At 71.3% G+C, this 16,939-nt stretch carries 11 protein-coding genes; 6 read left to right on the forward strand and 5 right to left on the reverse strand.

The features are described from left to right. Positions 1-127: 127 nt before the first annotated feature. Positions 128-4,714: a peptidoglycan-binding protein gene (locus ACFVVO_RS08980; protein WP_390053057.1), complete on the reverse strand. Its 4,587-nt coding sequence runs from the start codon at positions 4,712-4,714 to the stop codon at positions 128-130. 5 nt (positions 4,715-4,719) lie between these two features. Continuing rightward, a complete protein-coding gene (locus ACFVVO_RS08985) occupies positions 4,720-7,701 on the reverse strand; it encodes a hypothetical protein (RefSeq protein WP_390053058.1) in 2,982 nt (993 codons plus the stop codon). A gap of 180 nt (positions 7,702-7,881) precedes the next feature. Here ACFVVO_RS08985 and ACFVVO_RS08990 point away from each other — a divergent pair, with 180 nt between their 5' ends. The 4 genes from ACFVVO_RS08990 to ACFVVO_RS09005 all read left to right on the forward strand — a co-directional run bounded on the left by ACFVVO_RS08990 (position 7,882) and on the right by ACFVVO_RS09005 (position 10,941). Further along, positions 7,882-8,034 (forward strand): hypothetical protein, encoded by a 153-nt coding sequence (locus ACFVVO_RS08990; RefSeq protein ID WP_390053060.1) that lies wholly within the window; start codon positions 7,882-7,884, stop codon positions 8,032-8,034. A 268-nt stretch (positions 8,035-8,302) separates the two neighbouring features. Next, a complete protein-coding gene (locus ACFVVO_RS08995) occupies positions 8,303-8,707 on the forward strand; it encodes a hypothetical protein (protein ID WP_390053061.1) in 405 nt (134 codons plus the stop codon). Between the two features lie 37 nt (positions 8,708-8,744). Beyond that, the gene (locus ACFVVO_RS09000; RefSeq protein ID WP_390053062.1) at positions 8,745-9,410 is read left to right on the forward strand and encodes a M23 family metallopeptidase; all 666 of its coding nucleotides are present in this window, start codon (positions 8,745-8,747) and stop codon (positions 9,408-9,410) included. Between the two features lie 313 nt (positions 9,411-9,723). Beyond that, positions 9,724-10,941: a hypothetical protein gene (locus tag ACFVVO_RS09005; RefSeq protein ID WP_390053064.1), complete on the forward strand. Its 1,218-nt coding sequence runs from the start codon at positions 9,724-9,726 to the stop codon at positions 10,939-10,941. Here the strand turns inward: ACFVVO_RS09005 and ACFVVO_RS09010 are convergent. Together ACFVVO_RS09010 and ACFVVO_RS09015 are read right to left on the reverse strand one after the other, a co-directional pair. Continuing rightward, entirely contained in the window at positions 10,925-12,643 is a 1,719-nt protein-coding gene (locus ACFVVO_RS09010) for an asparagine synthase-related protein (RefSeq protein WP_390053065.1), read from the reverse strand. The genes ACFVVO_RS09005 and ACFVVO_RS09010 overlap by 17 nt on opposite strands. A gap of 61 nt (positions 12,644-12,704) precedes the next feature. After that, complete coding sequence (locus ACFVVO_RS09015; protein WP_390053067.1) at positions 12,705-13,259, reverse strand: lasso peptide biosynthesis B2 protein; 555 nt, start codon at positions 13,257-13,259, stop codon at positions 12,705-12,707. A gap of 360 nt (positions 13,260-13,619) precedes the next feature. On the opposite strand from ACFVVO_RS09015, the gene ACFVVO_RS09020 reads away from it, so the two are divergent. Next, the gene (locus tag ACFVVO_RS09020; protein WP_390053069.1) at positions 13,620-14,654 is read left to right on the forward strand and encodes a DUF6424 family protein; all 1,035 of its coding nucleotides are present in this window, start codon (positions 13,620-13,622) and stop codon (positions 14,652-14,654) included. Between the two features lie 92 nt (positions 14,655-14,746). Here the strand turns inward: ACFVVO_RS09020 and ACFVVO_RS09025 are convergent, their stop codons facing one another. After that, the gene (locus ACFVVO_RS09025) at positions 14,747-15,382 is read right to left on the reverse strand and encodes an RNA polymerase sigma factor (RefSeq protein WP_390053070.1); all 636 of its coding nucleotides are present in this window, start codon (positions 15,380-15,382) and stop codon (positions 14,747-14,749) included. Between the two features lie 237 nt (positions 15,383-15,619). Between ACFVVO_RS09025 and ACFVVO_RS09030 the strand changes: the two genes are divergently transcribed. Next, complete coding sequence (locus tag ACFVVO_RS09030) at positions 15,620-16,657, forward strand: MerR family transcriptional regulator (RefSeq protein WP_390053072.1); 1,038 nt, start codon at positions 15,620-15,622, stop codon at positions 16,655-16,657. The last annotated feature ends 282 nt before the right edge of the window (positions 16,658-16,939 follow it).

A 16,939-nucleotide genomic window follows, 5' to 3' on the forward strand; every position in this document is an offset into this window, starting at 1 on the left:
GTCTCCTCCTTCAATTGACGGGCGGCGGCGAGCCGTCCCGGGTGAACGTCACCGAGGTGACGATGTCCGTGGCCTTGGGTAGCTCCCTGTCACCTTCGTGGACGTGGAACGGACCTGCTATCGGGAGTCAGTGGTGGCGGAAGTCGCCGCCGGGACCGTGCCGGCCGTGGCCGTCGTGGTCGTCGTCCGGCCGGTCAGGGCGGTCCCGCCGGTCATCGTCGTCGCGGTTGTCACGATCGCCGTCATGACCGTCGTGTGTGGGTGGGAGGTCGACGGTGTCGCAGTAGATCACCGGCCCGGCAGGCGTGGGCGGGGTGGCACCGTCGGCCGGGATGCCCTCGGTCTCCATGACCAGCAGGCGCAGGGGGACCCCGCGCCGTACGGGCGGTACCTCGATCCGGCCCGTGTAGGACGGCCTGTCGGACGACTCCGCCTCGGCCGAGACGAGTGGGGTGACGGTGTCGTCGAGGGTCACCCACCCGAGATCCTGGTCGCCGATGACATCGTGCCGGCGCTGCAGCGTGGCGGTGATCTGCGGTCGCGGGGAATCGGTCGGGTTCCAGGAAGGGCCGGTGAGGCTGATGGTGAGCGGCCGGCCGGGCCGGACCGTGAGTACCCGGTCGGGCAGGGTGCGGACCAGGTCGGCGAGGACGACCGGGGAGATCTCGGCTCCGTCGATCGAGTGAGGCTGGTACCGGACCAGAGCGAGGCGGACGAAGGGCAGACAGGTGTCCCCGGTGTCCAGATCCAGGTCGAAGAACCAACGGCCGTTCTGCTCGTTCTCCTCGTCCTCGCCGTCCTTGGTGTTCTTGTCATCCCCGTCGAACTGCGGCGCGAAGCCCACCACGGTCACGGGGAGCTTGCCGGGGAGCAGGTCCATGGCGAGTCGCCTGGGCTCCCCCACCGCGTTGGTGAACATCTCCGGGGCCGGGGCCACGACGGGTGCCGAACGGTGGAGGGGGTCGCGGCCCATGAGGGTGACCTTGGCGTCGCGCAGGGACTCCGGGTCGCCGCCGGGCGGCTCGCCGAGGACCACGCCGAGCAGTTCACCGTCTCCGGAGGACCACCAGGAGCGGCCCACGTACACACGTATGCCTCCGCCGCGCCGTCGCCGGACGATGGCGTCGGACGTCCCGTGGTCCTGCTCCAGGGACAGCGTGGGTACGCAGTACAGGACCCGCGGAGCCATGGGTGGCGCGCTGCTGAGCACCGGGTGCTCCTGGGCGGTACCCGGTACGATCAGCTCGCTCGCGCCGGGCCCGGCGAAATCCGGCGGGAAGCAGTCTCCGAACCGGCTCCCGGCCAGCGGGTGATAGCGCACCATGCGGTGTTTGGTGTCGCCGAACTCGTGTTTCCCGATGAGGGGCGGGGGGTCTTCCACGGCCTCTTGCTCGGCCGCCTCGGTGCTGAAGGTGAGGACGCCGTTCTGGAGGACGGCGGACTTCTTGCCAAGGGCGCCTTCCTGTACGGCCCTCGCCGTCAGCAGTCCGAACACCGGCGCGGTCATCTCCTGGGTGGCACGCCCATCTGGGCCCGCGTCCGTCACCTCGGTCCACTCCGCGACCAGATCGATCCGGCCCGTACTGCTCTCGTCCAGCGCGATGGTGCCGGCCAGATGCTCCGCCGTCGCCTTCTCGGGGCGTCCGGTCGCCGGCGGGAACAGGTTGAGGACGGGGGTCTTCAGGGGTTTGTCGACCGCGTGTACGAGAGTCAGCACGTGCCAGGGAGTGAACATCCAGTGGCGCCCCGCCGCGGCCAGCTCCAGCGCACGGTCCGCCTTCCGCGACTCCATCTCTCTCGACGCCGCGGCCTGCTCCTCCGTCCGCGGTGCGAATCCCGCCGCCGGCGTCGTCGCCTCACGGCACCAGGAAGCCATGCCCATGAGGTTCTCGTCGAAGTCGATGCCGGAGCACACGCGGACGGTGGCCACGGCCCCCTTGGGCAGCGACACGGTCAGTACCCGGGACGCCTCGTCGAAGCGTGGCGGCCCGGTTCCGTCGGTCAGCCGCAGCCGGAAGGATTTCGGGCGGTGCCAGACATCGCCGTCCCAGGGGACGAGGAACGGCTGACCGGCGGGCATTCCCGGCAGGTCGAACAGGGCGGCTGCCCGGGCCAGGGGGTCGGGCAGACCACGCATGTCGACCTGTTCACCCGTGTGCAGCGCGATCACCGCCGGGTGCTCGGGGTCCGCCGCCGGTGAGTCGACGGGCTCCAGACGTACGTCCGGTCCAGGGTCTTCCAGGGAACCGCTCTCGCGTACGGCCAGTTCGTAGACCGCGTTCTGCACGGTGGGATCGGTGGAGCCGATGGCCTCGTCCAGCAGCCCGTGCCATTCCACGCACTGCAGCGCCACTTTCGGCGCCACCACGTGGCGTTCGTCGGCACCCTGGTAGGGGCGGTGTCCCTCTTTGACGACCAGCGGCGATCGATTGAACTCCGCGGCGTACCGCTCCGCCGTACTGCCGGTGTCGGGGGCCGGGCTGGAGCCGGGGCCGCAGTCGACGGTGAAGCCGCCTTTGAGGCCCAGCTTGGTGAGGGACTCGCAGCCGGGTGCGCCGTCCGCGTCGCTCCCGGAGAAGCCCTGATCGCGTTGCTCCGCGGTGTATGCGGCTCTCGTCAGCTTCCCGAAGGAGCCGTCCGCGCCGCCCGGGAGGTCATGGCCCAGGGCGATGAGGGCTCTCTGCACAACGGCGATGTCCGCGTTCTTCAGGCCGGGCTGGACATTGGCCAGCGAAACCCTCGTCCCGCTCCCCGCCGGGCCGGGCGGAGCGGCCGGTGGCGGCCGGTCCCCCGGGCTGCTGCGGATGACCATCCGGAAGGTGGAGGCGCCCTCGGCGAGCGGCAGCCTCGGTACCACCGCCGGCGCCGACACGGCCTCGAACCGCTGGAAGACCAGCGGCCGATCAGGAATCGTCACGCCGGGCAGATGCATCAGGGCGTCGGCGTGATCGAGGTCGAGGCCACGGCCGGCCAGGTCGACGGTACGCAGGCGCACCCGGTACGCGTGGCGGTACCGCAGTGCCGGCAGTGAACCGCGTCCCGCCCTGACCGTGATCTCCAACGGCACTCCCGGCGGCGCCTCGTTCTGGAGTGGCACCGGGGGGTTGGGAGGCCTGTGGCTGTCGGGGTCCCCCTCGTCGGTGTCCAGCACGAGGCCCGGGAGGGGAGCCGACAGGGACCATCCGTGCCAGACGGCCAGAGGTTCGGGTATGTGCAGCGCCGAGCCGTTCGGCGGTGCGACCGCGTGGGTCTGGAAGAAGCCTTCGTCGGAGGCCGTCAGCAGGAGCGGCCCGCCGTGGGACTGCCGGTACTCCACGTCGCGCGCGTGCAGCGAGAACCAGGCGTTCCGCTGCTCGTCCCAGATGTCCATCCGGTGGCCGCGGACCAGGTCCCGGGCGGCGAGCACGGGCGGAGTCGGCTGATCCTGGGGGGTATGGGGGTTCTCGGGGCTCTGGGGAGCCTGCCCGTCCTGCTCCTTCCGGTGATTGACCAGCGCGTCGAAGCTGTCGTTGTGAGCTCGCGCCTTGTCCAACTCCGGCCGCAGACTGGCCATGCGCTCTTTCCGAACCAGCGAGATACCGGGGTTGCGCATCGGGGACAGCCCCGTGGCGTCCTCGGACACCCCCACCATCTTGAGCGCGGCACCGTCGACGTCCGCCTGCTCGACGGAGAAGTCCGCCGAGAACTCCTCAAGGCCACGGGAAGGAGTCGCCAGAGCCGCCGCAGGAGTAGCCGCAGCCGGGTCATCCGCGGGCGGTGGCTGCGCGGCGAGAAAGACGCGGCGGCCGGGGGTGGACGGATCCGGGGAGAGGGGGTCGACGTCGAAGTAGTAGCGGGTGAGGCAGGCGACGTCGTACGAGAGAACGTCCGGTGCCGGGTCCCAGTGGGGGACGACGGTCAGGAAGCGTTCGCCCTTGGACGGCAGAAGCCCTGGCACCTCGAAGGTCAGTACCAGTCCGAGGTGCTGGAGCAGCGCGGGGTGGTCGCCGAGTGAGCCGAGCATCGTGTGGAAGTCGGGATGCGGCGGCGACGGCGGCGGAGGTTGCTCCTCCTGGCCGGACGCGGGCGGTTCCCCGGCCGGAGGCTCCGCGGCGACCGCTGTCCCCGACCCGGCCGGTGGCCCCCCGGCCGCGGGCCCGGCAGCCTTCGAGGGAAGGTAGAACGCGTGCAGATCCTCCAGCTCCGGGGGAACCGCTTCGGCATCGGTGGCGCCACCCCGGCCCGCGCGCTGGTGCCTCGTCCGGGACCCGGCGGGGACCGTGGACTGTGAGCGCAGCAGATCCCTTGTCGGGGGCGGCGCCTCCGAGTGGTCCTTCGCCGCCGTGGCATAGACGGCCTTGGTGTACGTGCGGACCCCTTGAGCCGAGTAGCTGGTCAAGTTCTGCTCGGGCGGGTCGGGGTAGGCCTCCAGCCGGGTGTCGCCGTCGAAAAGGCTCGTCCACAGGCTCGTGTTCGGTTCCGGGACCTGTGGCCTGAGCGGATCGGTGAAGGGCACGGGCGGCGACTTGGGGTCACCGGTGGTGGCGAACTCGAAGGTGGCCGCCAAGACCGTCCGCGGCCAGTCGTGGAAGTCGGTGAAGCCGCGCAGCGTTGCTTTCGTGTCGTCCCCCGGGTACAGCCGAGGGGTCACGAACACCGACACCCGTGCCCGGGTGCCGTCGTCCGAGAGCCCGGCCGGGAGGACCGTCCAGTTGACGCGCTGTTCGAGGGGCATGGACATCACCCGTGGGGTTGGGGAGCGTACGCCTCGCAGAACTCGCGCCAGTACGGTTCCAGCGGGACGCAGTCGGCGAAGGACGGGTCGCCCGGGGCGCCGGAGAAACTCCGTTCGAGTTCGAGCGTCACGGACTTGCTGAAGAAGGCGATCCGCACGCTGACCGTGAGCGTGCCCCTGCCGCGGACCACAGACTGATGTCCGTGCTTCTCGTAGCGGAGCTCAAGGCTGAACTCGACGGACACCGTGACGATGCCCAGCACGCAGAGGAAGCCGCTGCAGCGCAGGTAGCCGGTGAGGGAGACATCGTCCGGCGTTGCCGGCTCGTCCCCCTCCTTCGCTCTGCCTTTCTGGAGCGTGAAGCGGATACCGGCCATGATCGAGACCCCGCCGCTCGCGACCCCGAGATCCAGTGCGGCGGCGCCGCCGAACTCTATCGCCCCCTCTATCCGCCGTGGACCGGTGGTGTCGACCTCCATGGAGAAATAGCCGCCGCCACCGAGAAGGGACACAGTGACGTTGAAAGGGTGCTCCCGCTCGGCGACGGAGAAGCGGAACGAGACGGGCGTGCCGTCGAACGGGATGCGCAGCTCGGCGGCCAGCGAGACGTTCGACAGGGTGAAGACACCGATTCGCAGGGCCGGGAGCTCGAACTTGTAGCCCGCTCGGACACCTGTCCCATCGACTTCCACGTACGCGCCGGACCCGAAGACATCGGCGGGCAACGCGCTGCGCAGGGTGTTGATGAACTCCAGGTCCTTCTCGAACGTCAACTCCAGACCGCCGGCCGTGACATCGGGCTTCTTCCCCGGGCCGGCCCTGAACGTCAGCTCGTCGAAATGCACCTGGGCGATGTCGGTGAACTCCAGCGCGAAGTCGGTCAGTCTGCCTTGCACGGTGGACTTGTCTACGGCGCCCTGCGAGCGGACGGTCCGGGCGTCCAGGGTCAGCGTGGCGCCCTCCAGCTTCACCGGCAGGGTCGACGACTCGTCCGGCGCCGGCTGTGCCGACGGCCCGATCTTGCCGAGCCTGGTCTTCCACACGTAGCGCAGTTCCTTGCCCTGGCCGTCCACCAGGTCGCGAACCCGCAGCACCGGTGCGGGCAGCAGGCCCCTGACGTCCTGCAGGATGGCTTCGATCTGCTCGTCGCCCAGTTGCTGGAGCGTGCCGAGGTGGTCCTGCGGGATGTCCTGCAGGAACCGGTCCAGGGGAATCACCCCGAGCAGCTTCGCTCCGCCGAACGCCCTCTTCATGCCGGTCAGGTCGAACGCGGCGACGGCTGCCCCGGTCTGATCCTTCTTGAAGACGTTCGGGATGACACCCGCGTGTGCGGTGATGAGCTCGAGCGCCGTCTTCGGGCTCGCGACCCCACCCGCGTCCTCCGCGCCGAGCGCGACCGTGACCGGCGGCTCGAGATCGAGGTAGGCGCCCGCCGGGTGCCTCTCCATGGTCTGCTCGAGGTAGGTGTCGTTGAACTTGACTCCCCGGTAACCGGCGTTGCCGGTGAACTGCTCGACAGCGGGGACGCGTACGTTCGCCGTCTTCACGTAGGGCGTGCCGACGGTGTGGAGCCCGAAGGTCAGGTCGTCGACCGGGTGGCTGGTGCTGCCGGGCACACCCGCCGGCGGCTGAGTCATGGCCATCACCTGGCCGGTCAGCTTGCCCGTCATGCGATCGGGCTTTTCCTCGAGCAGCTTCCGTACCAGCGTTTCGGTACCGGTGGGCGCGTGCTGACCGTCCGGCAGCAGTACAGCCGGATCGACGAGTTGTCCGTCGGGCACATAGATCAGCGGCATCCTGAAGCTGACCTTCCTGCCCTCGTGGTCCGTGCCGATCAGGGTGAACTCGTAATAGCTCTTGTCGCTCGCGCGCCGCACCCAGAAGGCGACGCGGTCCCTGATCGGCGCACTCGGATCACCCGGCCTCTCGGTCGGAGGCGAGTCCGGCGGCATGATCAGCGGTGTGACGCGGTCGGTGACGCGCAGACTGGTGAAGGGCATCTCCCGGCCCCCGTGCGTGTAGCCGTCCGCCCCGTACTCGACCTCCGGCTCCTTGACGATGATGCGGTCCTCCCGTCGCAGGTAGGCGACGATTCCGCCCTGCGGGTCCGCGACGAACACCCGCCGGTACTCCTCCACGTGCGACGCCCGGTGCCTGGTGCACAGACGGCCGCGGGTGACGACGCGTACGTACTGGTCGCGTCCCAGACCCGTGATGTGGTCGTACATCTCCAGATCGGGGTAGGGCCGCCCGGCGGCCGGGTACCGGTCCTTGTCGCCTTCGGGCGGTGCCTCCCAGGCGCCGTGCAGATGGGCCGACGCGCCGAGCGGCGTGACGATGAACTGTTCCGAGTGCAACGACTCGCTCGGGACCTCGATGGGCGGGCCGCCGGGCGGCACGAGTTCGGCGCGGCTGGTGAGGGTGACGATGTCCTCCCGGTTCACGTCACTGAGGGAGCCGCTCCCGAGGTGCGGACTGCGGTCCCGCACCGCCGCGAACGCCCGCAGCCGGACGTCTCCGTCCCGCGTCGAGTGCAGCCGCGCGTGCCACAACGCGGTGCGCCCGTCGGCCCGGTGGGGTTCCGGCCTGCTCAGCCAGTCCACCGGCCCGTCGTAGGTGATCAGCAGCCGGGTGGGAAATTCGAGGACGCTTCCGGGGACGTCCTGGAAACCTGTCGGCCCCGCGGTGCCCCCGGGCAGGCCGGACAAATCCGTCAACGGCACGAGTCGCTTCCAGTCGAGCAACGCCTCCAGTGAGAGGTCCAGACCGTTCAGGTCGGTCGGGACCGAGAAGGACAGCGTCGTCGGGCCGGCGGTGAAGGCTTTGACCGGGGCGGACGGGGCCGGGGTTTCCGCCGGGAAAGCCTGCTCCATGACGTGCTGCGGTGGCAGCACGGCCAGGACGAACGCCGGTGCACCCGGAACCCGCGGTACCAGACGACTGCCGTCCCGGCGCAGATTCACCAGGCTGATGTCGACGACGAGCATGTCCGCCGGCCGCACCACCCGGAACGGACCCTCGGCGGCGTCCTCGGTGTCTGCCGGACCGGGGTCCGGGGGCCTGTCCGGGCCTGGTCCGCGCGGGCCGCGGGGCCTGTCCCCGTCGGAGCCCCGGCCGCCGCCGGAGCCCCGGCCGCCGCCGGAGCGCCTGCCCCCGCCGAAGCCTCCGTGGAAGCCACCATCGCCACCGCCGCCACCGCCGCCACCGCCGTGACCACCGCCACCACCGCCACCACCGTGTCGGCCCTCGCCGGGGTGATCGCGCAGGTCGTGGTAGAGCCTCAGGACCACAGGACGCGTCGGGTGGAGAGCCATGAGTGAACGCCTCGTTCGAGTTCGAGGTCCTGAAGATCTTCGAGGTCGTGAGAATCGAGGGCGGCGCGCGACGGCGCCGCTCACCTCTTCCTCGATTTTCACCCCGGCGACGTATCCCTGCCACCGGAGCCGGGGGCCCTCAACAGGCGGTTTCGCGGTCAACCAGTGACGCTTCACATAGCTATGACGTGACGTCAGGGAACGATCAGTGCGGCCTTACCCGAAGTTGCGGCGTCCGTCCGCACCGGCCGAGACTGATGACGAGAGGCGCAAGGTGTCTTCCCCGTCCGAACCGCGGTTGCTCGGCCACTTCCGACTGGAGTGCGATGCCGGGCCCGTCGAGTTGTGCCGCAACGGTCAGCGCCTGCTGGCCTTCGTGGCGCTGCGCGGACGCGTGTCCCGAACGGTCCTCGCCGGGACGCTGTGGCCCGAGGTCACCGAGGATCACGCCCGGGGCAGCCTGCGCACCACCCTGTGGAAGTTCCCGCGTGGTGGTCAGCCGCTGATCCGGTGCTCCGGAGACTCGCTCGTCACCGCCGAGACCCTGCACGTCGACGTGCACGCCCTCACCCAAACGGCCCTCAACGTGGTCCAGGGCTGCGGCCGGCCGGCCGCATACCGCTGCCCGCCAGCGCGGCACCGATCCCCGGGGAGGACGTGCGGATCCGGCTCACCGTGACCCCCTGGCGCTGACGACCCGAAAGGAACGAACCGTCATGGTCTCACTCTCCAACGTCCGACTCGGGGCGAGCAACGACGACGTCCGCACCGTGCAGCGGGCCCTGATCGCCCAGGGCCACCGGATCCCCGACGGCCCCACGGGGTTCTTCGGCGAACAGACCCGGGCCGCCTACCGCGCGGAACAACTCACCCAGGGTTTCACCGGAGCCGACGCCGACGGCATCCCCGGTTACGCCTCCCTGAGCGCACTCGGCCGGCGTGCCGGCTTCACCGTCGACCGCCCGGACACCACCGGCGGCGGGCGCGTCCCGTCTCCGGTCCCCGGCCACAAAGTCACCTTCCCCTTCTACGCGCGCGGCCCGTACGCCTGGAAACCGGACGGCGTCAGCCGCCACACGGGTGAGGACTTCGCCGCGCCGACGGGCACCCCCGTGGTCGCCGTACGGGAAGGGACCATCGCCTGGTCGAACGGCAAGGGCGGGGCGTACGGCCAGTGGATCGGCCTGAGCGCCGACAACGGGCACATCTACACCTACTGCCACCTGTCACAGCGCCAGGTGAGCGACGGCCAGAAGGTCACCGCCGGTCAGCGACTCGGCGAGGTCGGGGCCACGGGCAATGCCACCGGACCGCATCTGCACTTCGAGATGTCCAAGAGCTCCCACTGGTCCTACGGCATGGTCGGGGAACCCACCTGGTGAACCGTAGGGGCGCCGACTGGTCCCACGTCCGGGGGCGTCGGATGGCGCCCCGGTGGATCACCACGGACGATGATGACGAATCCTCGGCACGGCGGCGGGTCAACCGCTGCCGCGCCGCACACCTGTGTCTCCGCACGGCACATCTCTCTCTCCGCCTCGCGCACGTGAGTGCCCGTCCCCCACACGTGCAGGGGCGCGACCCACCGTCTCAGGAGGTGATCGGGTGCGGACCCCCAGGCCCCACCCCGGCTTGCACCCGAAAGCGGTACGGCCTTCGCTGCGAACCTGGCAGTCACGAGTGTCCTTCGCGGTCATGCTGGTGACCCTGATCCTGACGACGGCTCTGCTGGCCCGGTTCGGCAGCGAGGACTTCTTCCACGCGCTGACCTTTCCCGGCCGGATCACCGGTGCCGTCCTTCTCGCAGTCGCGCTCACCACCCTGCTGGGCGCCGCCGGGGTCCTGGACCACTGGGTCCGGCACTGCTTCCCGTACTCCGGGCTGGTCGCTCTGATCGGCTCGTTCGCTGCCCTGCTGACCAACGTCCTGGTTCTGGTCGGGACGGTGAGGGACGGCGATTCCAAGTGGTATCCGGCGGCGTTCGCCGCACTCGCGGTGGGTTCGGCATGGGCCGCTCTCACGGTGTGGCGGACGACGGTCCTGATCCCCGCTCCGAAGCGGGTGGCCGCCGCGGTGATCGTCTCCTCGATCATCGCGGTCGCCAATTTCGGCTACCAGAACCTCTACGTGCCGTACCAGCGGGAGACCAGGCCTCTCATCACCCTGTCCATGGGCAAGGCCGTGCTCAGCAAGGACCGCAAGGCCTTCTCCGTACCGATCGACATCACCCTCCAGAACCACGGTTCCGTGGGCTTCTACGTGCTCGGCACCGAATTCCACGCCATGGGCTTACGGGTGCCGCTCAGCCGCAAGGACCGACTCCGCCAGCAGTGGCGGGACGACGCCGCGCAGTGGACCAAATCCTCGGAAGTGAACCCGCTCTCCCGTCGGGAGGTGCACCAGCCCGGCGAGCTGGTGGAAGCACAACCCTGGATGCCCTATGGCCAATGGATCGAGTCGAGCGACACCTTCTCCACCCGGCTGGTGGTGCAAATGCCCATGAACACGCCGTACGACCAGGTGGCCTTCTACGCCACCGCGAGCCTCGCACGCAAGGACCGGCTCGTGCTGCAGCCGCCGCTCCAGTTCATGGGGAACTCCTGGGGTGGGGGCAAGACCTCCGGACAGGTGAAGCAGGACCAGAAAAGGGGCGTCGACTCCCTCATCTACCGTGCCAGGGTGCACGAGAACAACGCGTTCGACGAATACACGAGGGATGCGCGTTTCGTCACCGTCTACTGGAAGTTCGGCCCGCAGGGGGCGAGCGTGATGACGTCCGTCGCGCGCGGTGGGGAGGAGGACCGTGTCCTCACGCCGGCGCAACAACGCGAGCTGGTAAGCCGCTACGGCCTCGTCGACCTCATCGCGGGCCCGCATGTGCGGACCCTGTGGGACATCAAGAGCGAGCGGTGAGCCGCTCCAGCCAGGCCACCAGGGCGAGGGAGCTGTTCACCCGGTCCCAGGAGTACGAGTCCCCCGTACCGAGCCGGGCCTCCCGGACCGCCCGGCACAGCGTCTCCACGTCGAACATCTCCGCAACCAGCGGATGCCGGGCGGAACGGCACAGGTCGATGAGTTCGTCGCCGTGTGCCCGCAGGCCGCGGGCGTAGAGGTCGTCGAAGGGGACCTTGACCGCCCGGCCGCCGATCGGAGCGGGGAGCAGGTCCGCCATGGCCGCGCGCAGGACGGCCTTGGGACGGCCCGGCTCGAACGTGACCGAGGCGGGCAGGCCGCTCATCGTGGCGATGACGTCGGGGTCGAGGAAGGGGTGCGAGAGGAGGAACCCGTCCCGTGGCGCCCGTTGCCAGGACAGCGGGTCGGGAGCGGCGGCGTAGTTGGCGGCGTCGTACAGCGACTGCTCCGGTCTGCTTCCGAACACGAAGCGGCTCTCCGCGATGCCGGCCTCCCGGTAGCCGTGGGCCCGCGCGAACCCGGGCCGCAGCCATCCGGGGCGGTTGAACGTGCCGAGTCCGCCGAGCACCGTCCCGCCGCGGGCCAGGGCGGTGACACGCTCGGCTGCGAGGGGAAGAGCCGGCTGGACCACGTAGGCGTGGACGACGTCCCGCAGACCCCGCTCGCTTCCCGCGGCCCAGGCCCGTGCCTGCCGGGTCATCTGCCGGAGCCGGCCCGTGCGGGCCAGCCTGTGCAGGAGGTAGGGGTTTGCGTCGGCGATCGGGTCGGCCCCGCAGCCGGTCAGGAGGGTGTCGCAGCCCAGCTCGGCGGCCGCGGCGTGGAGCCTGCTCCAGAACGGAGCGCGGAAGGCGTGCGGATGCGGCTCGTCCGCGTCTCCCGCGTGGTGCTCGAAGTCGTCGAAGTCGGCCACGCCGTCGGCGTCGACGACCAACGGGCGGGCCGAGGGCGCGTGGCGGCGGATCTCCTCCATCGCCATGTCCAGGTAGGGCCGCTCCGCGGCCAGCTCGCCCTGGGCGAAACGCCCGGCGAGCAGGACCAGTTCACCCCGGCCGCCGCGTTCCTCGGCCAGCAGGCGTGCGGCGAGCAGCGCGACGCTGGTGGAGTCGGTGCCGCCCGAGACATGGCATGCCGTCGCGGTGCCCATACGGCTCCGGACTGCGTTCTCCAGCGCCAGCCGGAACTCCCGCGCGGCCTGACCGCGGGTGAGTCCGCCGGCTGCCGACTCCGGCGGGCCGGCCATTGGGCGGACGCGTCGCAGGGTACGACCGCGCATCCGGCCGGTACGGGAGAGCTCCACGACCTCTCCGCCCAGGACGCGGTGGACCCTGGTGAAGGGGGTGAGGTCCGTGTGCGGCTGCGCCATGTTTCCGGTGAGGTACCGGCAGAAGTAGCGGGGGTCCAGCTCGGTGGCGCTCCCGAGGCTGCTCGCCGAGGTGCTCACGGCGGTCACGCGGCCGGCCGACTCGCTGAAGAACAGCGGGACGCGTGCCTGCCCGTCGCGCAGCAGAAGGACGCGGTCGCGGTACACCAGAACGGCCGCGTAGTCGCCGGGCGGCAACGGCGTGGCGGCTCCCGGTCGGCCGAGGGCGTCGAGGAGGCCGCGCGCGCCCGCCTCCCGGTCGCGGGCCGAGCCGGCCCAGCCGACGACGGCCGCGGTGCCGGCCGGCGAGGAGACCGTCGTCACGAGTCCCTGACGCTTCATGGTGCCGGCTGTCCGGAGTCTCGGTGCGCCACCGGCCCACTCGAGGCGGAGCGCGTCCATGTCACCGGCCCCAGCAGTCGATCGAGAGCACCGATGTGAAGGCGTGTCCTCGCGGATCGGCGTCGGGGATGCACAGGCCCGCCGACTCCGTCCAGGCGTGCATGGCGAACGGGTGCTCACGCACACCGACGTGCAGGACGGCCTCGAGGCCGCACCGCCGCAACAGGACGAAGGCCGTCACCGCCTCGGACTTGCAGTCTCCGTTGACGAGCCAGCTGCCGCGGCTGTGGGTCCGCACCGCTTGTTTCAGCCGTGCGACCTCGTCGGCGGAAGGGACGTCGGCACGGGCGTAGCCCGGCGCGGCCAGGGCCAGCAGCCGGAGGACGCGCCCGAATCCGGCGGTCCGGATCAGCAGGTGCACTCCACGCAACCAGATCCCGACGACCGAGTCCGCCCGCGGCGTCCGGCGGTCCGTCGCGCACCCGGCGCGCCTCAGAACGCCGACGAGCTCGGCACGTTCCTCGGGGCTTCCCTCGGCCAGCTTCCGGACGTCCGCCGCCGCCATGCCGAGAAATCGCGTCCGTTTCCAGTCCGCGATGAGCGCTCCGTCGGACATCCTGGTGACACGGCAGTGCGGTGACAGAAGCCTTGCCAACGCTGCCAGGGCGTGGGTGTCCTCTGTCACCGCACTTCCTCCAGGATTCAACCGCGAACGGTGTCAGGGCTGGTACCCGTGACCGTCGTACATTCCGCCGCTGAAGCCCCGGATCAGACGGCCGTTGCCGAGAAGGACCAGCCGGTGCGGCCTACGACGCCGCAGCAATCGGAGAAACATCGCCCACCTCCAGACTCAGGCAGGACCGATCAACTCCCACGCTACTCCTCCCGGAATGCCCCGCAACCGGATCACCGCCCGGCGCACGGCCGCGCGGGAGGGAAGGCGACGCCTCGTCAACAGGGCGATGGCGGCACTCCGTTGAGCCCCCCGTGCGGCCGGGGGCTGCTGAGGTCGCGACCTGCCGGTTCGCGGCGCACGATGGAAGCAGGGGGAAATCTGGGGGACGAATCAGGGGGACTCCGCCCCGCGAGCCGGGGGCCGGCCCGTGAGGCCGAGCCAAGGAGAGCAGCCATGGGCCACCCCGAAATCCAGCTGGGCGGCATCGAAACGGAGAACCATCCGTGGAAGATCCGCCTCGTCGAGCATCCGAAGCGCTTTGAATCGTCACACTTCCGGGCCGCCAAAGCGACAGCCCGGAAGATCCTGCACGTCATGGACGACGCCGACCTGCCCTACGGACCCCGGCCCCTGGAGGCGAAACAGGGGCCGACGAACTCCGAGCGGTGGGAGATGCACCACGGCGGCAGCCTGTGGGTCAAGGGAGCCCGCGGCTGGCTCATGTACCGCGCGCGGGTCGGCATCGAGTGGAGCATGCAGTTCTGCGCCGACCCGGCGAAGGTGGACCGGCTCCGGCAGGACGCGGCCGAACTGGTCGACGCCTTCCCGCTCACGCTGCCCGCCCTGGCGGAGCTGGGCTACGAACGGGCCGAGGACCTGCTGCGCACGCCCATCGAGGACGCCGACGCCGTCGAGGCGTGGACCGACTCCCTGTTCAACTCCTGCGTGCCGCTGAGCCACGGCAACCACCAGGGCATCCTGCCCAGCGTGCCCGGCGAGCACCACTACCCCTGGCCGGTCAAGGGCGCGGACTTCGTCCGGTACGACGACTTCCAGCTGTGGGTGACCCTGCCCGATGGCACCCACGGCGCGGTCGCGCCGGTGGACCGGCGTGGGTCCGGGGACGGGCACGTCCGTCTGGCCTTCGTTCCCGAGGGAAGCGTCGCCGCCCCCGCGGTCGCGGAGGCTCAGGACCGTGGGCTGATGGCCGTCCTGCCGGCCAACAGCGATGTGGCCATGCAGGCCTTCGGCCAGCAGGTCGCCCCCGGCCGGCGTACGGCCTCCGGCCCGCTGTCGCCCCACGCCGCACGGGGCGGCCGGCACGTCTCCGGCTGACCGGCTCGGCCTGAAGCCGATCGACGGTCACTTCGAAAGCTGATCGGTGGGCACTCCGGCAGCCTGATCGGTGGGCCCTCCGACTTGATCGGTCACACTTGCATCGATTGTGCGCGCCCCGCGTTGGCGATGCCCTCGTCCTGCAGGCAGTGGCGGAGGCGGTCGAGGCCGCGGCGGGTGTGGCTCTTGACCGTGCCGAGCGGCCAGCCGGTGATGCGGGCGATCTGGGTCTGGGTCAGGTCCTCGTAGTAGGCCAGGTGCAGTACCTGCCGCTGCGGGGTGCTCAGCTGCCGCAGTGCCCGCCCGACGACCATCCGGTCCAGCGCGGCCTCGGGCTCGCCGGTGTCGTCGCGGCTCTGGGCCGGGGGCTGTTCGGCGGCCGCCGCGACGAGTCGCGCACGACGCGCTCGGGCGGCCAGCGCGTCGGCCACCTTGCGCCGGGTGATACCCACGAGCCAGGCGGCCGGTGTCCCGCGCTCGGGCACATATCCGTGCCGGCCGCGCCAGGCGTCGGCGAACACCTGCTGGGCCACGTCCTCGGCGTCCCGCGCATCGCCGAGCGCCCGCTGGGCCAGCCCGTGGACCAGCCCGCCCCACCGCCGGTGGATCTCGGACCAGGACGCGTCGTCCACGGCCGGTGTGAGGCCGTCCCCGGCGGCCTGCGACGGGTGGGTGAGGCGGGGGCCGGCCGTGACGACGGAGCCCGATACAGCCGCGATACGGTCCATGACCACGTCTCTCCTCGTGAGCCCGGTGTGCGTCGCCGGTGTCCCGCGGCGCCCCTCCGGTCAGCGACCCGGCCGGCTTTCCACCGCGTCCGCGTCCTCCGCTGTCCGGAATTCAGCCTGCGCCGGGTAGCCATGGCTCGACAACTCGCATCGATATCGCATCGAGTAGCCTGGGACCCGTAGCGGGAAGCGGGAAGAGCGGGCCCACGGGCCCCGGGAGCGACGGGGCGGACGGTCATGAGCGATGTGGACGTGACGGAGGCGGCCGGGCTTACCACGGGCGCGGTGGCCCGCCGCCTGGGCGTCTCCCCCACCACGCTGCGCTCCTGGGACCGCCGCTACGGGCTGGGGCCCGCCTCGCGGTCCCAGGGGCGGCATCGGCGCTGGAGTCCGCGGGACGTGGCGATGGTCGAGGAGATGTGCCGGCTGGCGGCGGCGGGCGTCGCACCGGCCGAGGCGGCTCGCGTGGCCCGCGCCACGCACGGCGAGGGGGCTCCGCCCGCGACGGACCCGGCCGGCCCTGCCGCCGACCCACCGGTGGTCCCGTCGCCCGGGACGGCCGTCCGCCGTGGCGGCGCCGGCGGCGGGCTCCCGCTCGGCGACGTGCGCCAGGAGTGCCGGGGGCTGGCCCGGGCCGCGGTGCGGCTGGACACGCCGGAGCTGGAGAACCGGCTGCTGGACGCGGTCAGGCAGCACGGGCTGACGACGGCGTGGGAGGAGGTGATGGTGCCGACGCTGCGGGCGGTGGGCCGCAAGTGGGAGTCGTCCGGCGACCGTTACGTGGAGGTGGAGCACCTGCTGTCCTGGCAGATCTCCACCGCGCTGCGCCGTGCGCCGCTGGTGCTGCCGCGCCCGGCGGATGCCACCGGCACCGAGCCGGTGGTGCTGGCCTGCGCGCCCGGCGAGCAGCACTCGCTGCCGCTGGAGGCGCTGGACGCGGCGCTGGCCGAGCAGGGCGTGCCGACGCGCATGCTGGGCGCCGCCGTGCCGGTGGAGGCGCTGCTGGCCTGTGTCCGGCGCACCGGTCCGGTCGCCGTCGTGCTCTGGGCGCAGACCCGGTCGACGGCGTCGGGTCCGCTGGCCCGGCACGTGGCGGGTCTGCAGTGGGGGTCGGCGGGTGCCCGCAGACGGCCCCTCGTCCTGCCGGCCGGACCGGGCTGGGACCGCAGGGCGGCCGGAGACTTCCCGCGGTGCGCGGGCCTGCGGGACGCGGTGCGGACGCTGAGCGGCCTGTACGGCGCGGAGGGCGGCGTTCGTTCCGCTGGACGGGGGTGAGCGCCGTGGATCGGTGGCGGGCGATCGGCCCCGTGTTCGCCCCCGCATCCGCCCCCGCCTGGTAGGCGCGGTTCGCGGCCCGCGTACACGCACACGCCCCTGCGGCGACCCGGGTCACGCCGCTCGTCGGCCGGCCCTCTCCCCCGACCAGTCCCCCGGCCCGCTCCTGCGGCCCGGCCCACCACCGCGCGTCACGGCCGCCGGGCGTCGTACACCGCGATACACAGCGCCGGGCACGCGTCACGCCGCGCGCGGTACGCCTTCCAGGTGACGCAGCGAATC

This window comes from Streptomyces sp. NPDC058145 (assembly GCF_042884245.1).
Taxonomy (GTDB): Bacteria; Actinomycetota; Actinomycetes; order Streptomycetales; family Streptomycetaceae; genus Streptomyces.

Coding starts and splice junctions, on each gene's coding strand:
- ACFVVO_RS08980 (WP_390053057.1), bottom strand. CDS start 4,714: ATGCCCCTCGAACAGCGCGTCAACTGGACGGTCCTCCCGGCCGGGCTC.
- ACFVVO_RS08985 (WP_390053058.1), bottom strand. CDS start 7,701: ATGCTCGTCGTCGACATCAGCCTGGTGAATCTGCGCCGGGACGGCAGT.
- ACFVVO_RS09000 (WP_390053062.1), top strand. CDS start 8,745: ATGGTCTCACTCTCCAACGTCCGACTCGGGGCGAGCAACGACGACGTC.
- ACFVVO_RS09005 (WP_390053064.1), top strand. CDS start 9,724: ATGCTGGTGACCCTGATCCTGACGACGGCTCTGCTGGCCCGGTTCGGC.
- ACFVVO_RS09010 (WP_390053065.1), bottom strand. CDS start 12,643: ATGAAGCGTCAGGGACTCGTGACGACGGTCTCCTCGCCGGCCGGCACC.
- ACFVVO_RS09015 (WP_390053067.1), bottom strand. CDS start 13,259: ATGTCCGACGGAGCGCTCATCGCGGACTGGAAACGGACGCGATTTCTC.
- ACFVVO_RS09025 (WP_390053070.1), bottom strand. CDS start 15,382: ATGGACCGTATCGCGGCTGTATCGGGCTCCGTCGTCACGGCCGGCCCC.
- ACFVVO_RS09030 (WP_390053072.1), top strand. CDS start 15,620: ATGAGCGATGTGGACGTGACGGAGGCGGCCGGGCTTACCACGGGCGCG.